8 protein-coding genes, 3 tRNA genes and 1 pseudogene are annotated in these 12,158 nt (G+C 69.1%); 8 read left to right on the plus strand and 4 right to left on the minus strand.

Annotated elements, in window-relative coordinates; translation table 11 throughout:
* Positions 1-57 precede the first annotated feature (57 nt).
* The 4 genes from DEJ46_RS27185 to DEJ46_RS27200 all read right to left on the minus strand — a co-directional run bounded on the left by DEJ46_RS27185 (position 58) and on the right by DEJ46_RS27200 (position 5,638).
* Positions 58-1,986: an ABC transporter ATP-binding protein gene (locus tag DEJ46_RS27185; protein WP_150270482.1), complete on the minus strand. Its 1,929-nt coding sequence runs from the start codon at positions 1,984-1,986 to the stop codon at positions 58-60.
* Complete coding sequence (locus DEJ46_RS27190; RefSeq protein ID WP_150270484.1) at positions 1,986-3,719, minus strand: ABC transporter ATP-binding protein; 1,734 nt, start codon at positions 3,717-3,719, stop codon at positions 1,986-1,988. The genes DEJ46_RS27185 and DEJ46_RS27190 overlap by 1 nt, the downstream gene beginning before the upstream one ends.
* 103 nt (positions 3,720-3,822) lie before the next feature.
* Entirely contained in the window at positions 3,823-5,289 is a 1,467-nt protein-coding gene (locus tag DEJ46_RS27195; RefSeq protein ID WP_150270486.1) for an FGGY family carbohydrate kinase, read from the minus strand.
* Between the two features lie 37 nt (positions 5,290-5,326).
* A complete protein-coding gene (locus tag DEJ46_RS27200; protein ID WP_150270488.1) occupies positions 5,327-5,638 on the minus strand; it encodes a YtxH domain-containing protein in 312 nt (103 codons plus the stop codon).
* A gap of 135 nt (positions 5,639-5,773) precedes the next feature.
* Here DEJ46_RS27200 and DEJ46_RS27205 point away from each other — a divergent pair.
* The 8 genes and pseudogenes from DEJ46_RS27205 (at position 5,774) to DEJ46_RS39300 (ending at position 12,123) form a co-directional block, all read left to right on the plus strand.
* A tRNA-Asn gene (locus DEJ46_RS27205) sits at positions 5,774-5,846 on the plus strand.
* A gap of 5 nt (positions 5,847-5,851) precedes the next feature.
* Positions 5,852-5,924, plus strand: a tRNA-Asn gene (locus DEJ46_RS27210).
* Positions 5,925-6,089: 165 nt separating this feature from the next.
* Positions 6,090-6,166, plus strand: a tRNA-Ile gene (locus DEJ46_RS27215).
* 957 nt (positions 6,167-7,123) lie between these two features.
* Positions 7,124-7,354: pseudogene (locus tag DEJ46_RS40950) on the plus strand (tyrosine-type recombinase/integrase); the annotation flags it as partial.
* 64 nt (positions 7,355-7,418) lie between these two features.
* Positions 7,419-8,543: a tyrosine-type recombinase/integrase gene (locus tag DEJ46_RS27235; RefSeq protein ID WP_223835129.1), complete on the plus strand. Its 1,125-nt coding sequence runs from the start codon at positions 7,419-7,421 to the stop codon at positions 8,541-8,543.
* Positions 8,543-8,884, plus strand: coding sequence for a helix-turn-helix domain-containing protein (locus tag DEJ46_RS27240; protein WP_190622912.1), 342 nt, complete (start codon positions 8,543-8,545; stop codon positions 8,882-8,884). The genes DEJ46_RS27235 and DEJ46_RS27240 overlap by 1 nt, the downstream gene beginning before the upstream one ends.
* Before the next feature lie 777 nt (positions 8,885-9,661).
* The gene (locus DEJ46_RS27245; protein WP_223835131.1) at positions 9,662-11,287 is read left to right on the plus strand and encodes a hypothetical protein; all 1,626 of its coding nucleotides are present in this window, start codon (positions 9,662-9,664) and stop codon (positions 11,285-11,287) included.
* Positions 11,284-12,123 (plus strand): hypothetical protein, encoded by an 840-nt coding sequence (locus DEJ46_RS39300; protein ID WP_190622914.1) that lies wholly within the window; start codon positions 11,284-11,286, stop codon positions 12,121-12,123. Before DEJ46_RS27245 ends, DEJ46_RS39300 begins: the two co-directional genes overlap by 4 nt.
* The last annotated feature ends 35 nt before the right edge of the window (positions 12,124-12,158 follow it).

A 12,158-nucleotide genomic window follows, 5' to 3' on the forward strand; every position in this document is an offset into this window, starting at 1 on the left:
TTGTGTGACCCGTGCCGCACATCATGCGGCACGGGTCACACCGCGGTCAGGGCCGGGTCAGTCGACCTCGGCCACCGCCTGCGCGAACTGCGCCGCGTACAGCCGGGCATAGGCCCCGCCGGACAGCAACAGCTCCTCGTGCGTGCCCTGTTCGACGATCGAGCCGCTCTCCATCACCAGGATCACGTCCGCGTCCCGGATCGTGGAGAGCCGGTGCGCGATCACGAACGACGTACGCCCGTGGGCCAGTCGGGCCATCGCCTTCTGGATCAGCACCTCGGTGCGGGTGTCGACCGAGCTGGTGGCCTCGTCGAGGACCAGGATCACCGGATCGGACAGGAACGCCCGGGCGATGGTGATCAGCTGCTTCTCGCCCGCGCTGACCCCGGCCCCGTCGTCGTCGATGACCGTGTCGTACCCCTCGGGGAGCGTACGGACGAAGCGGTCGGCGTGCGCGGCCCGCGCCGCCTCCTCGATCTCCTCCCGGGTCACCTTCCGCGTCGTGCCGTAGGCGATGTTGTCCGCGATGGTGCCGCCGAAGAGCCAGGTGTCCTGGAGGACCATGCCGATGCCCTTCCGCAGGTCCTCGCGGGACATCTTCGCGATGTCCGTCCCGTCCAGCGTGATCCGGCCGCCCGTGACCTCGTAGAACCGCATCAGCAGGTTCACCAGGGTCGTCTTGCCGGCGCCCGTCGGGCCGACGATCGCGACCGTCTGGCCCGGCTCCACCGTGAGCGACAGGTCCTCGATGAGCGGCTTGTCCGCCTCGTAGCGGAAGGACACGCCCTCCAGGGCGACCTTGCCCTTGAGGTCCGCCGGGTGCTCGCTCCTCGGGGCGTCCGGCTCCTGCTCCTCCGCGTCGAGGAGTTCGAAGATCCGCTCCGCCGAGGCCACGCCCGACTGCACCAGGTTCGCCATCGACGCGACCTGCGTCAGCGGCATCGAGAACTGGCGCGAGTACTGGATGAAGGCCTGTACGTCACCGATGGAGAGCGTGCCGCTCGCCACCCGCAGACCGCCGACGACGGCCACCAGGACGTAGTTGATGTTCGAGACGAAGAACATCACCGGCTGCATCACACCGCTGTTGAACTGCGCCTTGAAGCCGGCCTCGTACAGCGCCTCGTTCTGCTCGCGGAAGTCCTTCGCGGACTCCTCCTGCCGGCCGAAGACCTTCACCAGGTTGTGCCCGGTGTACATCTCCTCGACGTGCGCGTTGAGCGTGCCCGTGGACTTCCACTGCTGTACGAAGTGCGGCTGCGAGCGCTTGCCGATCTTCGCCGCGACGAAGACCGACACCGGCACCGTCACCAGGGCCACCAGGGCGAGCAGCGGCGAGATCCAGAACATCATCGCGAGGACGCCGACGATCGTGAGCAGCGAGTTGATCAGCTGGCCCATCGACTGCTGGAGCGTCTGCGAGATGTTGTCGATGTCGTTGGTCGCCCGGGACAGCACCTCGCCGCGCTTCGCCTTGTCGAAGTACGACAGCGGCAGCCGCGCCAGCTTCGTCTGGACGTCCTCCCGCATGCGGAAGACCGTCCGGTTGATCACCTTGATCGACAGGCGGGTGGAGACCAGCATCAGCAGGCCCGCCGCCACGTAGATCGCGAGGACCCACAGCAGGACCTCGCCGACCTCGCCGAAGTCGATGCCCTGCCCGGGGGTGAAGTCGACCCCGGACAGCATGTCGGCCATGCCGGAGTCGCCCGCCGCGCGGAGCCCCGCGATCGCGTCCGCCTTCGAGGAGGCCTCGGCCGTCTGCCGCCCGACGACACCCGCGAAGACGAGGTCGGTCGCCTTGCCGAGGATCTTCGGCCCGACCACGGAGGCCGCCACCGACAGCACCATCGCGAGCAGCATCACCCAGAGCGTGGCGCGCTCGGGCGCCAGCTGCTTGACCAGCCGCTTGCCCGAGCCCTTGAAGTCCATCGACCGCTGGTCGGGGCCGCCACCGGCCATCATGCGTCCGCCAGGACCGGCCATCAGGCTGCCTCCGCCTCGGTCAGCTGGGAGAGCACGATCTCCCGGTACGTCTCGTTCTGCGCCATCAGCTCCCCGTGCCGGCCCGTGCCGACGACCCGGCCCTCGTCGAGGACGACGATCCGGTCGGCGTCCCGGATGGTCGCCACCCGCTGGGCGACGATCACCACCGTCGAGTCCGCCGTCTCCCGGCGGAGCGCCTCGCGCAGCAGGGCGTCCGTCTCGTAGTCGAGCGCCGAGAACGAATCGTCGAAGAGATAGATCTCCGGCTTCTGCACCAGCGTCCGCGCGATCGCGAGCCGCTGCCGCTGACCGCCGGAGACGTTCGTGCCGCCCTGTGCGATCGGCGCGTTCAGCCCGTTCTCCAGCTTCCGTACGAAGTCGGCGGCCTGGGCCACCTCCAGGGCGTGCCAGAGCTCCTCGTCGCTCGCGTCGGGCTTCCCGTACCGCAGGTTCGTCGCCACCGTCCCGGAGAAGAGGTACGGCTTCTGCGGCACCAGGCTCACGGTCCTCGCCATCAGCGCGGGATCGAGCTTCCGCACATCCACACCGTCGACGAGGACCTCGCCGCCGGTGGCATCGAAGAGCCGCGGCACGAGCCCGAGCAGCGTCGACTTGCCGCTGCCGGTGGACCCGATGATCGCGGTGGTCTCCCCGGGCCGGGCGACGAGCCCGACCTCCTTCAGCACCGACTCCTCGGCGCCCGGGTACCGGAAGTCCGCGCTCCTGACCTCCAGGTGCCCGCGCCGGTCGAGGGCCGTCACCGGCTCGGCCGGCGGTACGACGCTGGACTCGGTCGCGAGGACCTCCTCGATGCGCTCGGCGCACACCTCGGCACGCGGCACCATCATGAACATGAAGGTGGCCATCATGACGGCCATCACGATCTGCATCAGATAGGCGAGGAAGGCGGTCAGCGCGCCGATCTCCATCCCGCCGCTGTCGATGCGGTGCGCGCCGAACCAGACGACGGCCACGCTGGAGACGTTCACGACGGTCATCACGACCGGGAACATCAGCGCCATCAGCCGCCCGGTCGCCATCGACACGTCCGTCAGATCGGTGTTGGCGCGGCGGAAGCGCTCCTCCTCGTACCCGTCCTTCACGAAGGCCCGGATGACGCGGTTGCCGGTGATCTGCTCGCGCAGCACCCGGTTCACGGTGTCGAGGCGCTCCTGCATCGTCCGGAAGAGCGGCCGCATCCTCCGCACGATCAGGGTCACGGAGACACCGAGGACCGGCACGACCGCGAGCAGCACGGCCGACAGCGGCACGTCCTGGCCGAGGGCCATCACGATGCCGCCGACACACATGATCGGCGCCGACACCATCAGGGTGAACGCCATCAGGACCAGCATCTGGACCTGCTGCACGTCATTGGTCGTACGGGTGATCAGCGAGGGCGCGCCGAAGTGTCCGAGCTCCCGGGCGGAGAAGGACTGCACCCGGTCGAAGATCGCGCCGCGGACGTCCCGGCCCAGCGCGGAAGCCGTCCGCGCGCCGTAGTAGACGGCGCCGATGTTGCACACGACCTGCACGACGGAGACGCCGACCATCAGCGCGCCGAAACGCAGGATGTAGCCGGTGTCCCCGTTCACGACACCGTTGTCGATGATGTCGGCGTTCAGGGTCGGCAGGTAGAGGCTCGCGCAGGTCTGCAGGAACTGGAGCAGGACGAGCAGGGCGATGGGTTTTCGGTAGGGCCGGAGGTGGGTTCGGAGAAGTCTTATGAGCACGGGACCTACTATCGCCCGCCCCCCTGTGCGGGACGACTCGGTTTTACGGGCGCGCCCCGAGCCCTGGCGAAGACTTTACGAAGAGAGTGTTTCGGCCCCTGCTCTACGCACCGAACGCCCCGGGATGGATCTGCTCCCGGGTGGCCACGTACTGCTGCCGCACGGCCTGCCCCACCGCCAGCTCTCCCCCTGACTCCGTCGGGGGGACCCCCACGCCGGCCTCCAGGACCTGCGCCGCGGCTCCCTGCCAGGCCGGGGGAGCGGACGGCGAGAGGGTGCCCCGGGCCACCCCGAGGGCCCAGGCGGCCTGCCGGGCGGCACCGAGCGCCGCGTAGTCGGCCGGCTGGGGGACGACGACCTGCGCGCCGAACAGCGCGGGCGCGAGCGCCTGCACGGCCGGCAGCGCGGCCGCCGCGCCCAGCAGGAAGACCCGCCGCACCTCGACGCCCCGCCCGCGCAGGACGTCCATGGCGTCGGTGAGCGCGCAGAGCATCCCCTCGAACGCGGCCCGCGCGAGGTGCTCGGGCTTCATCGACTCGCGCCGCAGCCCGCTGAGCGTGCCCGCGGAGTGCGGCAGGTTCGGGGTCCGCTCGCCCTCCAGGTAGGGCAGCAGGACGAGCCCGGAGGCGCCGGGCGTCGACTTCAGCGCGAGCGCGGAGAGCTCGTCGAGCGAGTCCAGGCCCAGCATCTCGGCGGTCCCGCGCAGCGCCCGTACGGCATTGGAGGTGGAGACGACCGGCAGGTGCATGCCGGCGGCGTCGGCGAAGGAGGTGATCATGCCGCTCGGGTCGGCGAGGGCCTCGTGGTGCACGGCCATCACGGACCCGGAGGCGCCGAGCGAGACGACCGCGTCGCCGAGCCCGAGGCCGAGCCCGAGGGCGGCGGCCATCGTCTCGCCCGTACCGGCGGAGATGAGGAGCCCCTCGGGGGTGGTGCCGGCGGCCTCGGCCGGGCCGAGGACCTCGGGCAGCACGGCCTGGTGGCCGAGCGCGAGCTCGACGAGATCGGGGCGGTAGGCGCCGGTGCGGGCCGACCAGTAACCGGTGCCGGAGGCGGCGCCGCGGTCGGTGGTGCGCCGCGCGGGCCGTCCGAGGAGCTGCCAGACGAGCCAGTCATGAGGCTGGAGGACCATCGAGACCCGCTGCGCGTTCTCGGACTCCGTACGGGCCAGCCAGCGCAGCTTGGCCACCGGCTGCCCGGAGCTCGGCACACAGCCGACGGCCTCGGCCCACGCCTGGCGCCCGCCCAGCGACTCGACGAGATCGGCGGCGGCGACCTGCGCCCGCTTGTCGTTCCCGACGAGCGCGGGCCGCACGAGGGCGCCCTGCGCGTCCAGCGGCACGAGCCCGTGCTGCTGGGCGGAGACGCCGATGGCCTGCACACCCTCCAGGAGCCCGCCGGTGGCGGCCTCCCCGAGCGAGAGCAGCCAGGTCTGCGGATCGACCTCGGCAGCCTTCGGATCGCCCTGGTGGGGGGCGTACCCCTGGCGCAGCACGGCGCCCGTGTCCGCGTCGCAGACGACGATGCGTGTGAATCCGGCAGAGCTGTCGAGTCCGGCGACTATCCCCATGAGACGTGATTCTGCCGCACAAGGGGGCGGTGTGGCATCAGGTGTTGCTGGTGCCCCAGTCGTCGTCCTCGACGCGTCCGTTGCTCCGGCCGCGGTCACGCAGCGCGTGGACCCGGTCGGTCACCGACGACGGCAGCCTGTCGCCCACCGTGTCGCCCACGGCGTGCATCGCCTTGCCCGCGACCTGGCGCCCGGTCTGGGCGGCGGACTCGGCGGCGTTGCGCACGGCCGGGTTCTGCGCGAAGTCCCTCGCGGACTTCTTCATCTGCTCGTAGCGCTCGCGTCCGGCCCGTGTGCCGATCACGTAACCGAGGGCGAGGCCCACGACGAACGTCAGCTTGTACCGCACGGCTGCGATCCTTCCCTGGAGGCCCTGGGGATACCGATTGGCGGAGCACCCCCCTGCTTGCGCTAATGTATGTCTCGCAGCGAGCGAGCGCCCTCCCGGTCAGCCGGACTGGGTCCGTTCGGTGCAACGCAGCAATCCCCTGTAGCTCAATTGGCAGAGCAGCCGGCTGTTAACCGGCAGGTTACTGGTTCGAGTCCAGTCGGGGGAGCGCGATCCCCTGTAGCTCAATTGGCAGAGCATTCGGCTGTTAACCGGAGGGTTACTGGTTCGAGTCCAGTCGGGGGAGCGGAACGGAAGAGGACCCTTCGGGGTCCTTTTTCGCGTCTCAGGGAACCATGCGGGCCGGTGCGAGGTCTTCATGGTCAGCAGAGCCGATCTTCCGGAGCAGGAGATCGTATGAGCGGCTATGCTGCGGCAGACGGCGCGCACACATGTACGCGCCTCACCGTACGGGGCGGTAGCTCAGCCGGTTAGAGCAGCGGACTCATAATCCGTCGGCCGTGGGTTCGAGTCCCACCCGCCCCACCATAGAAAAACGTTCTGACCTGCGGAAACGCCCTGGAGGGGGTGTTTCCGCGTTAGGCGTTCGCCTCGCGCTGGTTAGGCGAAGCCAGTGCCCTCGACCGACCTCACCGGGCCCCTGACCTTGTGACCTGGGTTTTCGGCGGAACCCGGTTCTGGAGGTCACGACGATGATCCCACGGCGATCCCACGTCTCCCGCGTGTGACACGCCGCACACAACGCCGGATTCCCGCGTCTACTCCCCATCACACTCGACCCCCTCCGGGTCGCACGCGCCGTATGGCGGCGACGCCACACCCCTCCGCCCTCACCGACCGCCCTCCTCCCTGGCCGCCGGGCCTACGACGGCACCGGCCTCACCCTCGACCTCGAACGCCTCGCCGCACTCATAGGCGGCGGCCCGGCGCGCGACCAAGTTGGTGACGGCTCGTGCGTGACGACGACTCCTCACCGTCCCCGGGGCCATGATCCGGCCTCAAGATCGGTGGCGCCGCCCTCTACGACCTCCTGTGCAGCCGCCGCCTGGCCTCCCTCACCGTCGGCCGTGCCCGCCGCATCCCCGCCCAAGCCCTGGACGACTACGTCCAGCGCCACCTGGAAGAGGCCGCTTGATGGCAGCCCCTAAGCGTAAGAAGGCCCGCGCCAACGGCGAAGGCACCAGTTACCAGCGCAAGACCGGCCGACGGGAAGCCGCCGGCTACGTCCTCACCGTCTACGGCACCCGCAAATAGGTCCGCATCTATGGCGCCACGCGCAAGAATGCGGCCGACAAGCTCGCCAAGAGCAACCAGCGTCGCCGTCCACCGGCTCCGCGAGAAACACACCCATACCCGCTACGTCACCGGCGTCCGCCGTCACCGCATCCCCGGCCTCGGCGCCAAGCCGGTTCCTCGACGTGGGCCACGCCGACCGGCTCCACGTGCTGTACGAACGAACCAGGCGCACCGGACTCCGCAAGGGAACTCCGGCACATCTGCTTCCACGACCTCCGCCACTCAACCGCCTCCCTGCTCCTGGAACAAGGCGTTGATCTCATAGCCGTCAAGGAACTCCTCGGCCACGCCCGCATCGGCGTCACCGCTGGCGTCTACGCCAACCCTCAGGAATTGCATCAGATGGGCGAGAAGCCGCAGGTGGCGCGGTCAGATCGGCATCCGACGGGGGCTCGGTCCTCCTACAACTTGGTGGCTTGATCAGGGAGTTTGGTGATCAGATCCCATCTGATGCAGGATTTGCCCTCTGGAAGGGAGGGCTGGAGTGGGGCAACAGCGACGTGCCGACCTGGCCGGGGCGGCTCATCTGGAACTCGCCTCCGGGGTGGTCCAGCTGCGTCCGCAGGACGCGATGGTCGAGGCGATGCTGCGGGGCTGGCGGGCCCAGCAGGCCGCCCGCGGGCTGCGCGAGGACACGGTCACCGCCAGGGAACGGCTTGTGCGCCGGTTTCTGGAGCACACCAACGAGTACCCGTGGGCCTGGGCGCCGGGGCATGTGGACGAGTGGTCCCTCGGGCTGACCAGCGAGAAGCACTTGGCGCCATCCACGATCCGCAGCTACCAGAGCAGTCTGCGGCTGTTCAGCGAGTTCCTGATCGACGGCCGCTACGGCTGGGCGGTGGCCTGCGAGGACGCCTTCGGCACCCATCCGGTGGCGATCTGCCATGAGTGGAACACCATCGCCCACCTCAATGACTACGAGGGCAGGCCGGAGGCGAGGCCGTTCGCACGGGAGGAGATCCAGCGGTTCCTCGACTACGCCGACGACCAGGTCGACCGCGCGGTGCGCGCGAAGCGCAAGGGAGCCCTCGCTGCCAACCGGGACGCCACCCTCTTCAAGGTCATCTGCGGGTGGGGCCTGCGCCGCACCGAGGCGGCCAAGCTTGATCTGGTGGACTTCGGCCGCAACGCCTCGGCTCCGCAGTTCGGCCGGTACGGCACGCTCAACGTCCGCTACGGCAAGGCAAAGAAGGGCCAGCCGCCCCGGCGTCGGAGCGTGCTGTCAGTGATGGACTGGGCGGTGGAGGCCGTCGCCGACTACGTCGAGAACGTCCGGCCGCGGTTCGGCTGTGAGGACCACCCCGCGCTCTGGGTGACCGAGCGAGGCGGAAGGATCAAGCCCGCCGAGATCAATGCCCGGTTCGTCGCCTACCGCGACGCGCTGAAGCTCCCGAAGGAGCTGGTCGTCCACTCAGCCCGCCACGCCTACATCACCCACCTCACCGAGGACGGCGTCGACCGCCGCTTCATCCAGCAGCAGGTCGGTCACGAGAACGACAGCTCCACCGCCATCTACACCCACGTCAGCGACGACTTCATGAAAACCATGCTCCACAAGGCGCTCGCGCCCGTGCTCGCCTCGACCACCTTCGCAGACAAGGACCGCTGATGGCCGCCAAGCTCGACTATCACTGGCACCTGCGCAAGGTCATGGCCGACCGGGGGCTGTTCTCCACCACCGACCTCATCCCGCTGCTGGACAAACGCGGCATCACCCTGTCCTCCAGTCAGGTCTACCGGCTCGTCGTCGAACGCCCCGAACGGCTCAGCCTGAGAATCCTCATGGCTCTGCTCGACATCCTCGACTGCACCATGGACGACCTCATCGAACCCGTGGCCGCGGTCGGCGCCGCAGCAACCAGCGGGACGAAGAAAGCAGTTGGCGCCGAGGCCGGTGTCGGTGACCTCCGACCCAAGCGGGCCCGCATCCGTGGTGCCGAGCGACCGTGACCACACCGGGACACCCAGACCGGGCCATCTCCGACCCGATCGGAACGATCGTGGACCTGGTCGCGGCCATCGAACCTCAGCTGGCAATCGAGCAGATCCGCACCATGGTCACCAACCTCGCGGGCGGCCGGGCGAAGGCCCGCCGCCTCGCCTCACACCTGGCCGAGCGTCCCGGCGTGCTGACCGACGGCCGCTCCCCGGCGCCCAGGGCCATCGGCGACCTGCTCATCGCGCTCCGCGAGGCTGGCGCCTCGCACATCTCGCCCCCGTGTTGCGCCGACTGCGGCAGTCCGATGCGAACCCTCAAGCGCCGCGGGCAGGACTGGTACTGCTGGAGGTGCGGACGGCAGCTCGAACCCTGCGCTGCCTGCGGAAACACCCGCCGCATCGCGAAGCGGGACCGCGCTGGGCGACCGCGCTGCAAGATGTGTCCGGATGTCGACGGCCGGGATCCGATCACCGTCATCCACAGGGTGGTCACCGCTCTGGACCCGGCCGCCGATCGCGAAGTGATAGCCGATGCGGTCCGCCGGTCGGCAGCACGCCCCTCCGACCAGCAGAAACTCGCCTGGGCCCTGGAAACCGACCCTGGCCTGCTCGCCGGGGACGGGCACCTCTCACCCCTTCGCGCCATTCTGCGACTGATCGACCTCCTGCACACCGCGGGAGTCGCCGGAGTCGTCCAACCCGCCTGCCCCGGCTGCCACAGAGTCGTCCGCATCGACAAACCACTCAACGGACAGCGGGTGTGCCGCACCTGCATCGCCCACAGCCGCCTTGAGGACTGCTCGCGCTGCGGAGCCCGCCACCCGCGACGACCAGGGCCGGCCACTGTGCCCGAACTGCCTGATCACCGACCCCGCGAACCTCGAACCCTGCATCAACTGCGGCCGCCGACGCCTGGTGGATACCCGCACGCCAGACGGCCCGATCTGCCCGAGCTGCCCCGCTCTCCGCACCGCGACCTGCTCCGTATGCGGCGAGAACAGGCCCTGCGGCACTTCCCGCACCACCGGTCGCCCGTGGTGTCCTACCTGTCAACACCGCACCGCCTCCTGCTCGGCCTGCGGCCGCATCGCGGCGGTCGTCTCCGGCACCCTCGCCGAACCCCTCTGCATCGACTGCACCGCCCCCGAGGTCTGGCACACCTGCCCCACCTGCACCGATCCCGACCATCCGCACCCAGGCCAGTGCGCCCGCTGCCTGATCAACCAGCGCCTCAACGAGCTGCTGGGGCCTTCGACGGAGACGCTCCACCCCGGGCTCCAGGCCCTCCGGCACGACATCGCCACCGCCGAATACCCTCTCACCGCCAACCGCTGGCTGAACAAGCCGTCCATCGCCCCGGTGCTCGCCGATCTCGCCGCCGGCCGCCGGCCGCTCACCCACCAGGCCCTCGACGAACTGCCCGACAGCCAGCCCCTCGCACATCTGCGTCAAGTACTCGTCAGCGTCGGCGCCCTGCCCGAACGCGACGAGCACATGGTCCGCATCGAACGCTTCCTCGCTGGTCTCCTCGCATCCCAGCAAGACCCTGACCGGCGCAGCCTCCTCCACCGCTATACGACCTGGCACCTCGTCAGACGCCTACGTAGCAGGAATAACGGCCGACCCTCCACTCCGCAGCAGTTCAACTCCATTCGTCAGCACACCCACGCGGCCGTCGCCTTCCTGGGCTGGCTCGCCACCCATAACCTCACCCTGGTCACCTGCGGACAGGGCGACCTCGACCGCTGGCTCACCGACGACTCCGCCACCTATCGCTGGACCGCCGGCCACTTCATCCGCTGGGCCCGCACCAACAAGCTGACCAGCGTCCACGCCCCCGCCCACCGCTGGAGCGGCCCGACCCAACCCCTAGACGACCAGCACCGATGGGACAACGCACGCCGACTCCTGCACGACAAGACCCTCAAATCCGAAGACCGGCTGGCCGGCCTGCTTCTCCTCCTCTATGCCCAAAGACCGGCAGCGATCAGCCGTCTGACCACCGCAGACGTCGAAGCCGACGATCAAGGAGTGCGCGTCCACCTCGGCCAGGCCCCCATCCGGCTACCCGACCCAGTAGCCGCGCTCGCCCGCGCCGTCGCTGCCAGCCGCAAGGGCCACGCGACTATCGGGGCACTGGCGCCATCGCCCTGGCTCTTCCCCGGCGGCCAGCCCGGACGCCCGATCAGCACCACGCAGCTCACCCAGCGGCTCAACAACCTCGGGATCCGCCCCAACCAGGCCCGCAGCACCGCACTGTTCCAACTCGCCACCGAAATCCCCGCCGCGATCCTCGCCCGCACCCTGGGCATCCACACTGACGTCGCCGTCGCCTGGCAGCGCCTCTCCGCAGGCGACTGGGCCAACTACGCCGCCGAAGTCAGCCGCCGCTCTCGAAAGGCCCCCGCGCCGTGACCTTCCAGGACCATCTCCGATCCCTCGCCACGCAAGCAATCACCTCGATCTCGGCTGCCGAGGCGGCGGACATCTATGTCATCTCGTTCTTCATCGACAACGAGAGGGACGACCTGCGACAGCCCACCCTGACCATCGGATACAACACCGAAGCCCAGTTCCGAAGCACCATCGCGGACGCCTCCGACGAGGCGGAAGCCCGCTGGAACTACGCCTTCTGGCTACAGAACGAGCTCACGATCATCGGCGACCTCACCCGGGACCCCGACGGAGCCGCAGCACGCCACCAATGGATCAGCGAACTCGGACTTTGGTACGACGAGCCCACGCACCCCGAGGACTGGATGACAACCGTCGGGCCGACCGCCGAGCTGATCGAGGCCAACTTCAACCAGGCATGCGTCCAGCTCGCTCGCGACCTCCACAAGGAGGGCGTCATCAAGAGTGCCATCGGTAAGCCAGTTCCCGTGATCCTCCACGAGCTGGAGTACTACGAGGGGATTGCTCGCCGGACCGAGGCGGCCAACCCGCCCGGGGCTCGCCGACGACTTCACGATCTGGGTCCACACCGGCTGAGGCATTCAGGCAGTTCCAATACCCGACTCCACCATTACACGTCCGACTCCGCCTGCAACGCCAAGCCGTCGACACCCTGGGCGGCGCGCTCGGCCCGACCGACGACGACCCCCTTGACCCACCTGCTGCATCCGTCGTCCGCCGACGTTGCCGTCACGGTTGTCGTCAAACCCGAAGATGCCCTCTCCTCAATACGCCGAGGAAAGGGCATCTTCGTTCTACAGAGAAAGTTCAACATCGCAAAGCTAGATCATCTGTAATTAGATCCAGCCATGGTTACTTAAAGCCTGTTGAG

The sequence above is a fragment of the Streptomyces venezuelae genome (assembly GCF_008642375.1).
GTDB classification, from domain to species: Bacteria; Actinomycetota; Actinomycetes; order Streptomycetales; family Streptomycetaceae; genus Streptomyces; species Streptomyces venezuelae_G.